This is a genomic window from Fimbriimonas ginsengisoli Gsoil 348, from assembly GCF_000724625.1.
GTDB classification, from domain to species: domain Bacteria; phylum Armatimonadota; class Fimbriimonadia; order Fimbriimonadales; family Fimbriimonadaceae; genus Fimbriimonas; species Fimbriimonas ginsengisoli.
The window spans coordinates 153,880-171,046 of the sequence record NZ_CP007139.1 but is presented as its reverse complement, the minus strand read 5'-3'; the positions used below and the strand labels follow the sequence as shown (position 1 = coordinate 171,046).

Here is a 17,167-nt window from a genome sequence, read left to right as displayed (position 1 = left end):
CGTTAGAGAATTCGCCTGAATTTCAGGGTTGACGGCTTGGTGCATTCCCACCAAGATGCGCTCACTTCTCCCTCGATCACGAGGTGGAGAGAGAGCGCGCGATGAGCGGTGTATGATCCGGCCGGGTTCCCCCATCCGGTGGCATCGGAAACACGGATATCCGCCCCGCTGGCGTCCTTAAAGGGCGCGGGGGCACTCCAACTCCCTCCCCGCCCTCGATAGCGGCCGTAAACGGTCGCCGGACCGCTTGCGCCCGAATCGAAGACGATCCAGGCGAGGATCTCTCCCCCATCCTGGGACGGAAAGCCGCGGGGGTAGCGAGCATTACTCATAAGCAGCACCGGTTCGGTCCATGATTTGGCCCGATCCTTCGAATAGGAGGTGTAAAGGTCGTATCGAGTCGGGGTGATCTCGCGAGAGAACGCCACCTCGGCGCGGCTAATGAGGCGACTCGCCCAAATGCAGCCGTCGTCGACGTCGCCCGTGGTGGTCACGTTCTGTTCGTTAATCCAGCCGCCGTTGGGCCACCAGTGGCGAGCGTATCGCGCCCAAAGGTTGCCGTCCCGATCGACAGAGCATTGATAGACCGAACCGTCGTTATGCTGGTAGTGCCAGGGCGCCCGATCGCCCGGAACCCCCTTCAAACAAAACCAGCCGTGCCAAGGACGCACGTGCGCTAGGACGGTTCCGCCGCGGCGCACTTGCCAACCCGTCTCGGTATTGTCGAGCTTGGGAGCGAACCGGGTGATCGCCCAACCGGCCGGCGCTGGCCACGGCGACGTAAATCGCACGCCGGTATCGCTGTAAAGCTCGGTTTGCGCCTCGGAGACGATGAACCGGTCCTCTTGCGCCATGTCCCAAACCTCGAGGCAATAGGAGCCGGTTTCCGCCCAGGTCAGGGGGTCCCGCCGCTTTCGAGGCCAACACGCGAAGGGCGGCAACTCCGACATGGTGTTGACGATCGCCCAACGCATCGTCTCGCCCGTCCCCTTGGGGAGCAAGAAGGCAAGCGAATTTTGATCGACCTGCCCAACGCTCTCCCCTTCGAAAGCATCGTATCGCTGCACGAGCTCCGTAGTGAGATCGACCCCGCCCGGATAGGTAGCCATCCGATCGACGCCAAAGAAGATTTCCCGCTTCGCGCAAAGCGCATCGATGACGGTGGTTGTGTATCCGAGCCCTAAGCAATTTGGGACGCTAAGCAGCGTCGAGCCGTCCCACCACTCATGATTCCCCAGGCGGACGCCAGGGCCGTTCGGCCAGATGAGATCGACAATTTGACGGCTTTCGTTTATCGGTGTCGGATGGGCGCCGGCGTAAATCCACCTAGGGTAATTCACGACGGCGCCCGTCGACATACTTACTAGGTCCACTTCAAACCGAAGCGCTTTGACGGTACGGCCGCCAAGCAGCCCGAAGCGGAACGCTCGTATTGGATCGGCCATAGTGGCAGGCGAAATTCCCGACCCGCCAACATCGGTCCCGGTGTCGGTGACGACGCCATCCCCGTTATCGATCGCCCAGCTTCCCGCCGATTTGCTTTGCGGTATCGCCGGGATCCGGTAGGTGACTCCGGACGTGGTGAACCCGTCGCCGTGGGTCTGCTCGAGCAAAGCAAGCGAGCCATCCTCGGCGACGCAATAGACCCGGACTTGGGCGACGTTACCAAGAGACCAACTTAGACGAATGCGATCGCAGATGGCTGGATAAAGGTGCGGTGGCACGTCCCAACGCGTAGTGTCGAGCGTGAGGATTAACGTCGTCGCGTCCGGAGAATCAAGGGTGATCCCCGTGCTCGTGTACGTCGGCGTCGCGTGCTCGATCGTCCAAGCATCGGCGCCAGCGGCCGTCAAATCGAGATGGTCGGGAGGGTCGATCCCCATCGTCTGCCACCGCGAAACACCGATCCACCGTAAACCGCCAAAGAAGGCGTCAAGAAAGGGCGTATAGCCCGATTGCTCCAAGCAACTCGTTAGCTGGCTGTTTCGAGTGCGCCGCTGCTCGGAAACGGGAAACGCGGGATTGTAGAGCCACTGCTCGCCGTTCAGCCCCCAATAGAGCGGCCAGGCGACCGGCGAGCCGTCGACCTTCCAATCTTCGCGCCAATTTGCGAACTGCCATAGTCGATTGGGCCAGGTCGCGAGATACCGCGCGACGTCGACGTAGTGCCACTGGTAATTGCCTGGGATCGGGCCGACCGTTGCCGGGAACCTGCCGGACACGGTTTCGCTGTCGTTAATTTCGGGGTGATCGGGTGCAGTGGCGCCGCACGAAAACCCTTTGTTTCCGGTAGGACAATCGATGTCGGCTTGAGGATCGCAGGTCACGTCCTCCGGACCGGCGAAATCGAACGTCTTGCTGTGATGCTTGCTTCGAGATTCCGTCGTCGGCGAATAAGCCGTGTAGGTGAAAACGTCTTCGATCGGATGGGCGCCGCTTCCAACCACCGAAGCGATGTAGGACACGGCCGGATGGACGACGGTGCTCGAATTGGTCGTTACCGTGACGCCGCCGCTCGTGCAGCTCCGCGACGCCGATGCCGTCGTTTCGGGGAGCGTCCCCCGGTACCAAGCGCATCGGTAGCCGGGGGAGAACCGGCGGATAGCCGTAGCGAGGTTGGGATACAGCCACACCGAACCGCCCGCATGCTCCGACCAGCTTTCCGTTGAATAGACATCCCGGTAAGCGTCGACAATTTCGCCTGTACAAGGGTCTCGAAACGTAACGCGCGGGTGAGTCGTCACGGTCCCGAGAACCGTTCCTGCTTCGTCATTGTCGTAGCACGTTGCCGTTGAGACGCCGGTCAAGAGCTCTCTCGTCACATACTCACGGTCAGAGGAAACGCTCGAGCTCGTGTCGATCGAGCCGGCTGACGTGCTCCCTCCGGACACCGTCCCCAACCCTAGGCCGAATGGGCAGTCGCCGCCCGCGGGAGGGGTCGCATGATACAGCGCGACCGGCAGATCGGTCCAAGCGCCGCCGTCGATCTCCTGAAACCGCCATCCCCCGGCCGCAGTCGATCCGATGGACGTCGACCAAGAGATCGGAAGGCCATGGCCAGGGTCGCAGTTGTCATAGGCGGGATAAACGACGCCAATCCGGCCGGCGCCAGCACTGCCAGTTAGATAACTCGGGATTCCGATCATCAGCGTGTAGTTCGGCCCGCAACCGTTCCCCAGGGAGGCGATCCCCGAGCTAGGCAATGTAATGTTCAGCGCGTCGTTAAGCCAAATCTCGATTTCCGACCACGAGATATAAGTGAGCCCTCCGGACGTGCCATATAGCTTCACCGACTTCGGCCGGGCCGCAATCTTTACCGACGACTGGAATCCCGAACCGCTGAGGACATATCCACCGAACGGCGCGCCAGGTCCATCGTAAACGGCTTGCCACGTGCCCGCAGAACCGTCGTAGCTGCTCTCAGCATGCAAATAGAGTCCGAGGCTTAAATCGATTGCGTTAGGGGCAAAAAACGTGTCGTGAGTTGCCTGATGGCTGTAGGTCGGCTGACCTGGACCGGAACCGCTTGGCGTCCCGCTCGAATGGCAAGCAAATTCGAGCGCGTTGATCGTCGCCGGAAGCAAGGTCCCGTTAATCGGCACTTACTGATTTTCCTTGCAGCCGCACGGGCGCGGCGCTGACCCGGTGGTCTTTGGTCTAGCGAGAAACTCGCGAACCTTAGCGGCGATGAACATCTGCAGATCTTCGCAACGACATTCTGAGCCGGTAACGACGATCGTGAGCTCAGCTCCCTCGCCGCCGGCGTCGATCTTGATGCTTCGAGCGGTCATATCAACCGAGAATGTCGCCGCCGTCAAACTCTGAGGCGTCGAGCAAGAAAAAGAAAGCGCCAAAGGTCGGCGATGCGGGATCAAGATCCTGAATCGCCGGGACATGGACCTCCGGCAAGCCGTGAATCTCCCCGTGGTGCGCAATTGCCCGTTGCTGGGAGACGAGCCCCCGCGGCGACCTCGGAAGGGTCCCGAGCTGCCGGGCGGTGAAAACTTCCATCACGCGCCGGCGCAACTCAATCATCGAAGCCGTAGCCCGGCTCATATGGGTACCACCTGCTTTTCTGCTTCGTAGCGAGCGAGGATCACGCCATCCTTTCGACTGTACGGCGTGCAGCTCCGGATGAAATATTGCTCGCCCAAAAGCATCACCGGATCGTAATAGCGAAGCCGCCGCGGGCGCTTCTGGAACGGATCATTCGGATCCGTCACCGAAACCATCGGGGCGACCCAGGCGCGGCGAATGCGCCCCGTGCCGGCGTAGTTCATCGCGTGATGGGCGATGAATCCAATAGCCCGACCCGTTGAAATTGTCGGATCGATGATTTTTGCTTCTTTCGGATAGGGGAGCCAGTCGGGGCTCGTGATATCCGCCGTCGGCACGCCCGGATGAAAATTGTAGCTTCGGAAGTTGTAAACGGTCTGACGGATCGTCGCTTGACCGTGCGAATTCTGCCCGGTTTCGCCCGGCGCTGTTCCCTGAACGACGAGCTTGTTAAACTCCGGCGGGATGCGCTCTTCGCGCCAAAGCTTATAGATCGGCGCGCCGACCATCGTTTCGCCGCTCGGCCCAACGCCCGGAACAAAATCGTTCAGCGCGTGGCCGCCGAAGATGAGACCAGTGAGCGCACTCGCCATCGGTCGCTTGTCGAAATAGGCGAGGTTTGTGATGGTCGACGGAGGTTGACCGAACCGGATCATCACATCCCAATTGGCCGGATCGCCTCCCATGTCGGGTGTCGCTGAATTCCAATCGTAGTAAAGCCATCCGAGCAGGTAGTCGCGAGCAATGCGATTGCCGAGCTCAAGAATGTCCTGCCCCGGTGTGACAATGAACCCCTCACTCCCCGCCCAAAGCCGGATGGGCAGGTCGGGAATATCGATCTGGCGATCGGTAAAACCAAGCCAACCCGCAATCCGCTTGAGCGCCGTAGTGGCCTTCTCTGGGTCGCCCGTAGGCGTGTCAGTACTGTTTTCCCAACTAACCGAGAAATCGTGCAGGTAAGGCGCGAGGACGGACTTAGCGCGCTGCCATTCGCCCGCCGCTTCAATTTGGAATCCGCGCCAATCGGGACTCGGGTAGTCATGCCGAGGGTCTACATAGGGATCGCCATTGGCGTCGACGGTAGGATGATCGCTTCCTTTTTGAGTCTGAACGATCGAGGTGGTGTACCCACGGGAAAGGATCGAGCGCTTCCAGGCATTTGACGGATCAGTCCAGTCGACGCCGGGGTATTCGTACTCGAGCGAGTAAGCGATCGTCGACCGGTTGCGAAGCAGCGGCAGCGAAACCGTCTCGTCCTCGATCCGGAACGATGCTGATTCCGTCGTTGGATCGGCTGCCGCGCCAGGCGCGGACCACTCCAAAAGCTTGAGCTGAGCTTCCCATTCGCCGGGTGTAGTTACGGTAGTGATCCCGCGTTTGGTGATCCCTTCCGCATACACCGTGGGCGTTGAGCTCGCCGTGCCGTTCAAAGTCGTTCTAACCTGGAACGCTCCGGTTTGTGACCCGCTTTCCACGCCATAGAGCGCGAGGTCAGCCGGATCGTAGGCTCGCCATCCGCCAACCCCAGCGATCGTGCCCGAGCTCACCGGCGTGTAGAATGAAGGGGAATCCGGATCCCCGCCGGCGTCCATGAGATCCACCTCAACCGACGTGCCGGAAGGAACGTCGCCCGACCAGCTCACGTAAACCAGCACGACGCCTGGAACGACGCCGATCATGCTCCCAAAGCCGAACGGATCATCGTCGACGTAGCCGGTTGCCGGATACCGCGGGGTAGACGCGTGAGAGCGAGGCGCCAAGTCCCGTCGATCGCTCCAACGGACCGGCTGGGGCATCGTCGGCGGGGGCGTCGCCTGCCGCATCGGAACGAAATACTTCAGCGTGAGCGTTTGCGGAAGGGAGGTTGCGCCAACCGCCATGAAGATCCCCGTCGCGGCCGGCGCACTGCCACTCTCCGCGCACGTAACCACGATCGCGCCGGATTTGCCGTTGATGGGGCGCGAATACCGGTGGATATTGACGTCGATCGTTACCGTCGTCCCAAACGCTCGATTCGGCTCGCACCATCGGCCAATGAGACAACTCCGCCACCCAATCCGCTCGCCGGCGAACTTGCCCTTTTCCCAAAGCTGCAGCTGGCCATCGCCCATCAGATCGAGGCAATAATTGCCGTAGCCGGTGAACCCTTGCGTTTCCGATGCTGGCCCGGAGAAAAACCGTTCCGAGAGCTTCGCCGACGCCTTGGCTCCCGGTCCACCGGTTTCAAGGGTGAAGGTTAGTGCCTTTTCGTTGTGCGGGTTCTGCCCCACCGCAACGCGGTCCATAACCAACGTGTCGGTGAGCACGGTCGGCCCGGGAAATGCGGTCTGATCGGCGTCGAGCCGGTAAGCGGCGTTATCGTAATTATCGGCCGCATCGACCCCTTTGGCGTACATCAGCATCGAGTTCGCGGCGACGCTTCCGCCGGTGGTCGATCCCGGTTGATCCGTTTCCGGAGACCGGTAGCCGTATTCTCCCGCCATCCCCGCCGCCATCTGCAGATCGCCACCGTCGTCCGTGCTGAGCATCGGATCCGTCGCGTCGGTCTGCTCGTGAGCGTTGCCGATTTGATGGGCGAGCGGCGTGAGCTGAATCCCGATGCCCTGAACGTACCGGGTGCCCTTCCAATGGGCGTTAGAGCCGCGCCCCATGTTTTCCGCCTTTCGAGTCAGCGAGAATGGCGACTCAGTTAGCACGCGGCAAGGCGTGTCGAACTTGAGGACGGCTCGATGGCCAGGCGTAGGGGGGTGAAGCCCGATCGCCGAGCTGATTCCGGTGGGAAATAACATTGTCTACAGGCTTCCGAATCGAATGGCGTCTTGGCGCACCGCCTGTTCGGCTTGATCCCAACTATCCCTTGATTGACCGCCGTAGGCGCGAGATTGGCGGGTTCGATCTCCGCCGCCGTAGGTGCCGTTTCGAATAGCTTCGGTGTTTTCTCTCGTGGCACGGGTGTTTTCGCGGGTCGCGTCTCTCTGGTGGTCTCGGACCATATCCGCGGGGCTTGTCCTAAGATCTTCCCACAGCTTCTTTAAATCTTTCCCTGCGTCTCCGAATCGGCCATGCGTTAAGTCGTCAATGTATTTAACATAGTCAACTAGCATTACAACTAATTTAGCGATCTCATTCGAAAATTCTTGAATGGCGGGTTTACCTTCCCTGAGGTTCTTATTGAACTGATCTAAGATCGTATCAACGCCCGGCATGATGGAAGTCCCCAAGTCGGTCAATAATTTCTGAGTATCCATCAGGCCCATGTTGAACTTGATTTGAGCGTCGGCGCCCGCCCTAAGTGCAGCGGGATCAGTCTTCTCCGCGCCATCAATCCGACGCATCATTTCGTTTCGAAGGCCAGGAGAAGCGTTGCGCATGTAGAGCAAATCCTGCATCCCAAAGGCTTGGCTAGCCGCCTTAGCTTCTCTGTCGGAAATCTGTGAACTTAGAACGAACTTCAATTCCTTGATGAAATTCGCTGCATCATCAAAGTTTCCTTGCCCATAGCCATTTCGATAGGGAGATACGCCGGCACGCTGAGCCCAATACCAGTCGGAGCCGGGGCTATGAATACCGTTATCCTGAGCGCCGATTCGACTGGGGTCAATTCCCGCAATCTGAGCCGCAACAAGAGCGCTCGTGGCGTGTGCCGACGTGCTTCCTGCGGTCAGATTCCCGATCAGGGTTAAGCGCTCTTCGGCCATCTTGGCCGCCGAAGCAAGGCCAGTTACGGCGGCGGCAGCGACACCAACCGGCCCGGCGAGTGCGGCCGCTTCCGCGCCCATTAGGCTCTCAGCAAGGGGAAGGATCTTGTTCACCAACGGCATGAGTTGCACTCCGCCGCCCCCACCACCAAGGCCGATCCGGGAGGTTCCGATCGCGTTTGCGAGTTGCGAGCCGAACGACTTCGGCTGTCCGAAGTTTGCGGCTTTTTGAGCTGCGGCGCGCGCCTGAAGGTAGTTGTGATGAGCGTCCGCGATCGCGATCGGATTGCCGGTCGCATAAGCGTTTTGGAGCCCCTGCATGGCTTTCTGTTGCCGCGCCCACGGCCCTTGAGGGACGTAATACTTTGGGGGCGCTTTAATGCCCACCGATTGCGCGGCCGCTTTTTGGCGCTGACCCGGCCCGACGCCGGCCGTCATTGCGCGCGAAAGCGGGATCGGCTTCACTTGCTGGGAAGCCGCCGCGATCGTTTGGTATTGCTGGGTCAGGACCGCGAGCGCGGGAACCGCTTTTTGCACGCTAAGCATGACTCGATCGGTAGCCGCCGCCAAGGCGTCGGTTCGCTTGGTTGCCGCCAGCGCCGCGCCGCTATGGCTCCGGAGCGCGACCCCCAGCGACCCGGCGTCGCGGGCGAGCTGCCCTACCCCTCGCGCCTCCAAAACGAGCGGCTTATCGGGAATCGCCGAGTACATCCGCTGCAACGACCGATGCGCGACGTCGACCCCACGGGCGAGCTCACGCGCGGCATTCCCGCCGGCGCGCATCTGCTTGTTAAGTTCCATTTGAGCGCCGTAGCCCGTTTCAAGGGCGTCGGCAAGCTCAAGCACCTTTCCAAGAGACTCGTCAAGCCCCTCTTCTTTGACTTTTAGGGTGATTGGATTCATGGCAGCACACGCAAACCAAAGAGAGCCTCTCGGCAATTGCCGAGAGGCTCTCTTTGGTTATCTTTGATCAGCGCTTAATTGTTGAAGTTTCTTTGTGAATCATATCGAGGAGATGTCTTTTCCGGCGTTGAACGCGAGCCGGAAGCGATAAATCCCCACAAAATAGCGCCAGTAATCAATACTGCCAGCCCCACGGCCACTTTCGTCGTCGCGGCGGCTGGCACCGGATAGCCCAACCCTTTGAGCCTAGATGTCTCCGCCCATCCCCAAACCGTGAGCCCAAAGCCTACGAGAACCATTGTGATGGGCAGCATCGATATCGCAAGTAAACCGATGCACGCGAGCGGACCGGCAAAAACAATAGCAAGAATTATCCAAAGCGCCGCGTTATTGTTTTGCTGAACAACGTTGATCTGATGAACGGTGCCAGGCGGATAACCGGAAGGTTGCTGGTAATTTGCGACTTGCTGGGGTGCCTGACCAAAAGCTTGTGTTGGCATTGGCCCAGATGCTTGGCTGGGTTGACCCTGATTGAAAGAAGTCCTAAAATGATGATTGCAGTTCGGGCACACCGCTGCCGCCACCAACGACACCGTTCCGCAAGTGGGGCACTGTTTATGTGTCGGAGTCGGCTCGTTTATCACCGTGCCGCCCCCAGGAGAATTGCCAAAGCGTCCAAAACGACCGTTCCCATAAGGACCAAGAGTAGTACGAACGCTAATATCAATGCAATGGAGTCGAACCTTGCCCTTCCACTCTTTTGTGCCGAAACCCTGGCGATGGGCGGAACCGCGCCCGGTGGCATGGGCGGGTAAAAAGCCTGCGTTGGCATCGGCGGGATCGGAATGGGGTCGGGAAGCGGGAATGGTTTGGGTGGATAAAACGATGTTCGAAATCGATGGCCGCATGGACATTGCCGGGCCGTGAGCGGATGCTGAGCTGCGCACACCGGGCATTCCTTCCAAGGGTCCATTTTTGAATATTACAGTACGACCCAGCAGGGGTTTCAATCCCCCGCTGGGTCTGGGTCCTTCATCGCGCGCCGGGTGTTTATATCGAACTGGTAGCAGTCGAGCAACCATCCGCGATCGAGGCCTGGTACGTGCTCCCCTGACCCTCTCAGCTTCCGAACTCGTCGGCGCCCTATCGCCGGTAAGGCGAGAACCGTCAACAGGAAAACGATCGCGCCAAGTCGATCGTTAATGGAATTGAGCGCCCGGACCCGATGAAAAACCAGCGCCGGATGCTCTTGGTTTGCATTGAAGGCGGATCCGACTAAACGGCCGTATCCGCCTCTGAGTCGTTTTTTGCGTCTTTACCTGCTGGTTCCGCGAGTTTTTGGACATCACGAGCAAGCTCGATCATTCCTCGGTAGAGCGGCTTTGAGACAAACGCCGCAACGATGAGTTGTTCGGGGGTATACGCATCATCCCCCTGGGCAGTCTGTTGCACCGCAATCTGAGCAACCGAATACATTAACCGGCGGCTTAGGGTGACGCGCTTCCCTCGGATCACAGGGAACGCTTCTTTCGGCCGAATACCGGTTTCTGGATCACCGATGTATTGAGTGGTTAATCGGTCGCCCAAGTCGCCCGCGAAATGCGTCTCCGTTTCGTCGAGCGCTTTCATCTCGACGGTGATTTTCAGCCCTTTTTCCGGATCTTCGAGCTCTCGCGAGAGCCTTGGCATTTCATAAGGCGCGACGTCGAAAAAATTAACTTTCATTAGTAAGAACTCCCGAAGCTAGGATTGGGAAGGGCCGCCCCGGTGGTGGCGTCAAATAGAGGGATAAGGGCGAAGACGGCTTCATCCATGACGCGAGGTTTGGTCATGTTCCGCCGGAACGGCGTGATGGCCCGCATATAAGCGACGATGCTGTCAACTTGCGCCGGAGTAGCAAGCTGGTGATCCCAGAGCTGGACTTCAATCTTATGCTCGAAGGAGAGTTGAGTCACTTTCCGGATCACGTTTCCTTTAGGGAAAGCGGTGCTGCCAGATCCGGCCGCGTAGACGTTGCCGCTAGCCATAACGAACTCGCCGATCGTGTATTGCCCGTTCTGCTCGTGGGGAACCGGATTCCCGTTGAACGAACCGACCGGTGAGAGGTTGTCGGTTTCAAGCGTGAATTCGCCCGCGAAATTCTCGATACGGCCGACAAACGACAGTGTTCCGACCGCATGGGCAGTCATGGTCACGCCGTCGCCGCTTCGGACCTGGGGGGTGATCAGGATGACGACGTCCTGACCGACCGCGACGTTAAGGGTTGCGAATCCGCTCACTGGTGATCATCCTCCTCTGCGGTAGTATCGCCAGCCGTTCCTGCGGCTGGCGAGGGCGGGGTTTCGGGCGCCACGGCTTCGGTGGCCACCGGAACGGCGCCGAACGTATGAAGGTGCGGATTTCCGCCAAGCCCGGTAAGGAGCTCTTCTTTGGGTTCGATTTTTTCGTTCATGAGGGTATGCAGCGGTCCAAAGCCTCACTGAGGCGCTGATCCGGGTCGGGGAGCGCGATCGATTGAGCGAGCTCGAGGAACTGTCGGGGCACCATCGTTTCGGTGCCGTCTTCGAGGTATTCCGCAATGGGCGAATCGTTAAAAACTTCGAACTCGCGCTCGCCGACGTGTTGCCGCCAATGGGCGAGAAAATCGCCATCCTGCTCGTTGACGATTGCCGGATTGCCAGCGTTAGGGATCGGTCCGCGTGGGCCGCGGGCGTTCGATGGGCCGTGACCGTACGGGTGGTTCAGCTCCCCCGAAATCTCGGAAGTCGGCGTCATGCCGCTCGAAATCACGATCGCCGTTTGGAGCGTGTCGTCGGCCATCGCGGCAAGCTCCACTGTCCTGGCCCGCTTCATATTTTCGGCCATCTTGCGGAGGTCGCCCGCCGCGGTATGCATCGTCGAGCTCACGGGTTTCTCGGGTCATAAAGGGTTGCCGTTCGCAAGTTGCAGACGAGCTGGCCAGCGAACTTGCCGTCGAGCAGCTGGTAATAAACCGCGTTCGGGGGCGAGAATTCGGAAACGTTGGCGGTTGGCTTGCCCACCCATGCGCACCGAAACCGCGAGCCGTCGTAGCGGGCAAGCGGGGTTCTGAGTGCCTCCAAATCGCCACTCATCGCCGAGACGTAGTCGATCCCGTCGGCGGGGGCGAGGGGATCGACTAGGAACGCAGGATCGTCAAGCTCGCGAACCAAAATGATCGAGACGCTGTGATCGTAAGCGGTGATCCCGACCGGCACCGCATCGACCTCCTGAGAGCTGCCGACCGCCACAACGACGAACGGCCCGATCAGGGCGCCGGAGTTCTGCAGATTCTCCCAGTTGGCCCGGTTCAGACTTTGCGACTGGAAAATCTTGTCGACTGTCACATCGGTCCAAATCGACACAATTAGGTCATCGAGCTCGAGCTTTGCCGCGCGATCGAAACCAGCCATCAGGCGCTCACCCCGGGGGGCGGTTTGGTCCCGGTCCGCTTGGCGTAGACCATGTAATCGTCAAGTAGGTAGGGGTGAGGTTGAGCATTGCCCTTTGCGGCCCACCAGATGCCGATCAGGGACGTCATAGGCCCAACCACGCTCCGCATAATCAGCATGTCGGTATCGACCACGTCAACGGGAACGTCAGCGTCTCCGCCTTCCGGGAGATACTCCCCCGGAAACCAAAACCCGTCGAGAGTGAAAATGTTTTCGACCTTGTTTCGTCCCACCGCGCTCGGTTGATCGTATTCGGGCGTTGGATCGAAGTAACACGGCACTCCGGCTTGATGAGGGTCCGGGGCATATAGCCCCATCGCGCCCTGAGAGGGGGCAGGAAGGAGCCGGTAGACGTCGACTTTGAATCGATACATCCGTAGCTGGCGGGGATTGAGGGGCATTTCTTAGCCGCTGGTTGCGTAAGGTCGGCCGGCGATCCGGCGCTCCCAGTCTTGAAGCGCCATCGCTGCCGTTTCGTTGAGCGCTTTGGCGACCTTGTCCCACTCCTCTTCCACTCCCGCTTGCTTGAAGGGGAGCATTGCCGAGCTCGATGCCGCGCGAGCCGTCATCGCAGCATAGCTCGCGAAAACAAGCAGGGCATCGATCTCCGAATCGGGAACCGTCGCCGGCACGTGTTGGCCCAAATAGTAAAAATCGAGGGTTCGCGCCGCCGCCGGCGTGGGGGTGACGGTAAGCACCGGCGGAACGCCCGGCACGAACCGGTAGATCGTTTGGGAGCTTGAGCTCTGACCGCCGCCGTTCGGGTTACGTCCGTAGTTGAGGTATCCCGTGCCGAATCCCTGGCGATAGCCGAAACCAACGCCGCTTTGGGCCATCGTGACGCCGTAAACCGCATCGTAGTAAGCGTTCGTGCGGCTCACCTGAGCGCGATCGCCGACCGCAAGATCGAAACTCTCTTGGTTCGGTTGCTGAAAATCGAGGGGAAGGGCATAGGCGCCGGTCCCGATCGCGATCGCGAGTCCGGTGGTCGACCTGGCGAACGAAACGCCGGCGAGGTGCTTGACGGCCGTTGGAGCGGTAAGGGTGGCCGTGACCGTCGACGCCGATCCATCCGTTCCCGCGGGAAGGGCGATCGATTGCACCGTCACCGTCTCCGGAGAGAAAAAGGGATCGAGCTGGATCACGTCGCCCGGTCGAACCGGACCGCCGACGAGAGAAATCGTATTTGAGCCAGGCGCCGCTTCCAAAGCGACGGCGCCTGTGCCGTACTGGCGCTGCACAGGGTGATACCGCGAATACTCGCGCACCGCGCGCCACATCGCCGCCGTACGGGCCGTAGCGTCGTAAAGCGCCCCATCTACGTCGCCGAGCGCGCTCTTGAGCTCCAGATCGAATCGAGCGATATCCATGAGAAATCGAGCCCCAAGCGCCATAGAGAACGCTCGGGGCGGGGAGAGGGGGGTTAGCGGAGAATGACGGTTCGCGAAACCGGATTGAGGACGGTGCCCGCCTGGTTTTGGACCTGAGGCGTACAGATGACCGAGTTCTCCTCGGCATAGTAGATGTCGCGGGCAACGATCTTGCCGTTGGTGTCGTAAGCGGGATACGGACCTCGGAGCTCCATCGGGGTATCGATCCCGTATTTGGTCGTGCCAAGCGAAGTGAACAGGATCCGGCGATCCTTTCCGTTCCAGGGCGAGTTATGCCGCGCAAACGCGACGCCCGTTCGTTCGGCGAAATAGTCGTCCGTCGGGAAGAGGTTCGTCCCCTTGGGCGATTGGTAGTTGTAGAAGATTTGCGCGGCCGTCATATTCGGCGCCGCGTTCAGGCTCATGATGCCGAGATTCGGCGCTTTGAACCGAGGCGCGCTGCCCATGAGGGCGGCGGTTCGATCGAACTGAAGGAACAACCCGTTCAGGTAGTTCTCCAAGCTCTGCCCAGCCGCGAGATTCGGGTTGTTGACGATGAAGTTATCGAAGTTCACCGCGTAAGCGTAGGTGACCGTGACCGTCGTGGTCATCACTCCCGCCGCGCCCGTGATGCCCGATGCGGCATTGAAAACGAGAATCCCGTTCTCCCAGTCGATCGCGCACGTCGGATTCGGCACTCCGGGGATTGCCTGAATGTCGCCATTAGCGTCGAGATAGCCGATGACCTGGGCCGCCGGTGCGGTGACCGTGAACGGGTTTTTCGTCGTCGTGGTGACCTGACCAGCGGCGTTGAGGTCAACCACCGCTCGAGGCCGAACGATCGGATCGGGGCCGTTCGCAGTGCCGCAATAGTTGGCCGCCGTGTTGGAACCACGAGTAAGCAGCCGAAGCGCCCCAACGACCGTCGCGCCATAAGTGACGCCCGGATCCGTCGCCGCAATCGCCGTAGCCGCGGTCTTTGTGGTGTTGAGATTCACGCTGATCGAGCCGCCACCGTTGTAGACCGAGTTGTTCGGCAGCTTGTTGTTGCCGGTGGTCGCCGAGTCGCCGGCGGCGGTAACGGCTGTGTATTCGTCTGAGATCGCGAGCATCTCATCAAAGATCGCCTTATCGATGCGGCGGCTCTTATCCATGGCCATATGAAGCAACGACCGGGCGATCGCCATATAGCTAAGCGGGCCGTTCCCCATCGCCTGAACCGTGTCACGGGTGAGCGATGCGGCGATGCGTCGCCAAGACGGCGCAAAGGGGAGCCATGCCGTTTGAACGGTCATCTCGTCGATCCCCGTGTTTTCCGGAGTCAAGAGTCCCGCATCGTACGTGCCGCTGAATGTGCCGTAACCGGTCGGAGGCGTGTAGTACTCAACCGGAATCCGGAGAACCGATCCGATCCCGCCGCTCGCCTGTTCGAATCCTCCGGCGCCACTTCCCGCGCCCGGACCGAAGCTCGAGACGAACTGAAGACCCTTCATGTCCTGGAACTGCTGAACCAAGAGGAAGGTCATGATCGTCGGCTGGTTGAAGAGCTGGGACGTCGTCGTGTTGTCCCGTGCCATGCCGCTGATGGCATCGCCAAACGCTTGCTCGCCGCCCGTGAAGAGCGCGTCGCTCGCCCGGAACCACTCTTCGGCGGTTCGATACTGCCCGCGATCCTGAGCGACCTGCTCGATGAGCGGGTTGATGAATCGCTCCATGTTGAAGGCGCGCCGGCGCTGGGTCGCGTGATCGTCGGGATTGACGTCACCGCCGACCGATCGGCGGTAGTCGTCAGCCGCCAAATTGAGCCGGTCGACACCTTCCATCCACTTCGGAATTTCGCGGGTTACGCGAGTCTGACCCGTTGGATTAGCGGGATCGATGGTGGTCGTACCGCGCACGAAACCCATACCGCGAAGCCGCTCATCGCTCAGCAATCGGTTCATCGAATCGATCTCGTCAGTGACCAGTCGCTCCACATCCTCGGGAATCCGAGCGAGCGTCCGGACGCGTCCGAGAACGTGCTCCCGTTGGTCCTGAGCGAGCGCCGTAAGGCTCGCATGTCCCTCGATCGCAGTAATCGCCGAATCAAGGGCGAGCCGGTTTACTTCAGCTGCTTCGCGCGCCTGGTCACGGTCGGCAATCCGGCGGAATCGCTCGATTTCGTCCGCGCTCAGCCCGTTGTTTTGGCGGGCAGCCGGGGCAGCGACCGGCGCCGGCGTGGTGACGTCGTACCCATCCGTTGCCATCAAGGTGGCGTCGGCTTGAAGCAAGAATGGCTGCTCAGCGGCGCGATCGGCGTCCGATGCGGCGGTGAAAGCAGCGTGATAGTTAGAGCGGGCCGTCAACACCTCGTCGGCGGCCGCCTGAGCGACGATAAGTGCCAGGAATGCCTGGCGAAGTGCTTTGAGTTTCATGGGTTTACCTGTGGGGTTCGGAGGGTCCGAAACGAATGGATCGGAAAGCGAGGCGAGGTCTGCATCGGAAAGCAGCTCGAAATCGGTCGTGCCGTCGACGGCGGGGTTTTCAACGTCGTCCCAGGTGAAAATCTGCATCGTTTCCGCAACGACGACCTGATCGGCGCCAAGCCGCGCCTGGCGCGCTTTCATGCGGAATCGAGTGGAGATCCCCGGCGCGCGGCCGGCTTTGTAGCGGGCCGCGAGCTTGCGACCTTCGGGGGTGTCGAGGATGGTCCGGGTCACATAAACCCATCCGTCGTCGGCGACGTCGCTAATCTCATCTACGCGAGCGGTCGTGCGCTCCGGGTTGTGGGTATAGAAGTCTCGCCCCCGCACCTGAGCTACTTCCGGATGCGACATCTCGCAAAGCATCGCCCCCGCGGCGGCATGCTCCCTGGCGGTGTCGATCGCGAGCTGAAGTACTTCGCGGGGGTAGATGCGCCGGTTCTTATTTCGAGCGTCGGCACGGGTCGCCCGTTGCCGGATTCGCATCAAACCGCCTTTCGCGGCATCGGCTTCCAGGATCTCGAAATCGTCGCCGAAAACAGGCGCCTGGTCGTTGATCACCTCTTGCGCGTTATCCGCGGCGAGCTGCCAAACCTTAGAGCGAAGCCGCACGATTCGCCTCCTCAATCACGTCGGCCCAATCGCCATCCATCGGGACTTGAGCGCCGATCTTCTCAAGGAAGATGTCCAGCGCGCCATAGCGGAGCGAGATGAGCCGGTGGATGAAATCGTCGAGCGAAGTGACCTTGATGAAAAGGTCCTGACTCTCCCGGTGATGAGCCGGCCGATTTAACCGGCTCGTATTCGCGTAGACGAGCACTTCGGCACTTCCGTCGGGAAAGACTTGAGCGTCGTACCAGCCGTCCGGATCTTCCGCGCTCGCCGGGCCCGTACCAACTTCGCGACTTAACCAGCGCCAACGCTCTGGTTCGTCGCCGTTGCTTTCCGCGGCATTATCGCCGGTTCCCTCGGTTTCATTGCCATCTTTGGGCGTTTGATCGCTGTTTTGAGGCGCTCCGGACGTGTTCCCGGCGCCTTCCTCAAGCCGCTTTGCGACGATCGCATCGATCACCGTTTGCTTGGATGTCCCGACGGCGGGAAAGCTGAGTCCGTGAGTTGCGGCAACCGCGATCAGCTCGGCGAGCTTCAACGTAGAAAGGTCGGTTTCGGGCGCGCTGAGCTGCCCCTGGGCGTTCTGATTTTCCATA

General features: G+C 60.3%; 15 protein-coding genes. All 15 read right to left on the bottom strand.

Going from position 1 to position 17,167, the window contains the following annotated elements; genetic code table 11:
- Positions 1-2: 2 nt before the first annotated feature.
- Entirely contained in the window at positions 3-3,602 is a 3,600-nt protein-coding gene (locus OP10G_RS00860; protein WP_025227784.1) for a hypothetical protein, read from the bottom strand.
- Positions 3,603-3,791 carry a hypothetical protein gene (locus OP10G_RS00855; protein ID WP_025227785.1) on the bottom strand — a complete coding sequence of 63 codons (189 nt, stop codon included), beginning with the start codon at positions 3,789-3,791 and terminating at the stop codon, positions 3,603-3,605.
- A 1-nt stretch (position 3,792) separates the two neighbouring features.
- The gene (locus OP10G_RS00850) at positions 3,793-4,035 is read right to left on the bottom strand and encodes a hypothetical protein (RefSeq protein ID WP_227625025.1); all 243 of its coding nucleotides are present in this window, start codon (positions 4,033-4,035) and stop codon (positions 3,793-3,795) included.
- A gap of 17 nt (positions 4,036-4,052) precedes the next feature.
- The gene (locus OP10G_RS00845) at positions 4,053-6,845 is read right to left on the bottom strand and encodes a hypothetical protein (RefSeq protein WP_025227787.1); all 2,793 of its coding nucleotides are present in this window, start codon (positions 6,843-6,845) and stop codon (positions 4,053-4,055) included.
- 3 nt (positions 6,846-6,848) lie between these two features.
- The gene (locus tag OP10G_RS00840) at positions 6,849-8,657 is read right to left on the bottom strand and encodes a hypothetical protein (RefSeq protein ID WP_025227788.1); all 1,809 of its coding nucleotides are present in this window, start codon (positions 8,655-8,657) and stop codon (positions 6,849-6,851) included.
- 74 nt (positions 8,658-8,731) lie between these two features.
- Positions 8,732-9,667, bottom strand: a complete 936-nt coding sequence (locus OP10G_RS26075) for a hypothetical protein (RefSeq protein ID WP_144240929.1) — start codon at positions 9,665-9,667, stop codon at positions 8,732-8,734.
- Positions 9,668-9,932: 265 nt separating this feature from the next.
- Positions 9,933-10,382: a hypothetical protein gene (locus OP10G_RS00830; RefSeq protein ID WP_025227789.1), complete on the bottom strand. Its 450-nt coding sequence runs from the start codon at positions 10,380-10,382 to the stop codon at positions 9,933-9,935.
- Complete coding sequence (locus OP10G_RS00825; protein ID WP_025227790.1) at positions 10,382-10,936, bottom strand: hypothetical protein; 555 nt, start codon at positions 10,934-10,936, stop codon at positions 10,382-10,384. Before OP10G_RS00825 ends, OP10G_RS00830 begins: the two co-directional genes overlap by 1 nt.
- Positions 10,933-11,109: a hypothetical protein gene (locus OP10G_RS26620; RefSeq protein ID WP_158409102.1), complete on the bottom strand. Its 177-nt coding sequence runs from the start codon at positions 11,107-11,109 to the stop codon at positions 10,933-10,935. The genes OP10G_RS00825 and OP10G_RS26620 overlap by 4 nt, the downstream gene beginning before the upstream one ends.
- The gene (locus OP10G_RS00820) at positions 11,106-11,564 is read right to left on the bottom strand and encodes a hypothetical protein (RefSeq protein ID WP_025227791.1); all 459 of its coding nucleotides are present in this window, start codon (positions 11,562-11,564) and stop codon (positions 11,106-11,108) included. Before OP10G_RS00820 ends, OP10G_RS26620 begins: the two co-directional genes overlap by 4 nt.
- Complete coding sequence (locus tag OP10G_RS00815) at positions 11,561-12,088, bottom strand: hypothetical protein (protein WP_025227792.1); 528 nt, start codon at positions 12,086-12,088, stop codon at positions 11,561-11,563. The genes OP10G_RS00820 and OP10G_RS00815 overlap by 4 nt, the downstream gene beginning before the upstream one ends.
- Entirely contained in the window at positions 12,088-12,528 is a 441-nt protein-coding gene (locus OP10G_RS00810; RefSeq protein WP_144240928.1) for a hypothetical protein, read from the bottom strand. The genes OP10G_RS00815 and OP10G_RS00810 overlap by 1 nt, the downstream gene beginning before the upstream one ends.
- 3 nt (positions 12,529-12,531) lie before the next feature.
- A complete protein-coding gene (locus OP10G_RS00805; protein ID WP_144240927.1) occupies positions 12,532-13,497 on the bottom strand; it encodes a hypothetical protein in 966 nt (321 codons plus the stop codon).
- Positions 13,498-13,550: 53 nt separating this feature from the next.
- Positions 13,551-16,571 (bottom strand): hypothetical protein, encoded by a 3,021-nt coding sequence (locus OP10G_RS00800; protein ID WP_025227795.1) that lies wholly within the window; start codon positions 16,569-16,571, stop codon positions 13,551-13,553.
- On the bottom strand, positions 16,555-17,166 hold the full coding sequence (locus tag OP10G_RS00795; protein ID WP_025227796.1) for a hypothetical protein: 612 nt from the start codon (positions 17,164-17,166) through the stop codon (positions 16,555-16,557). Before OP10G_RS00795 ends, OP10G_RS00800 begins: the two co-directional genes overlap by 17 nt.
- Position 17,167: the final 1 nt, after the last annotated feature.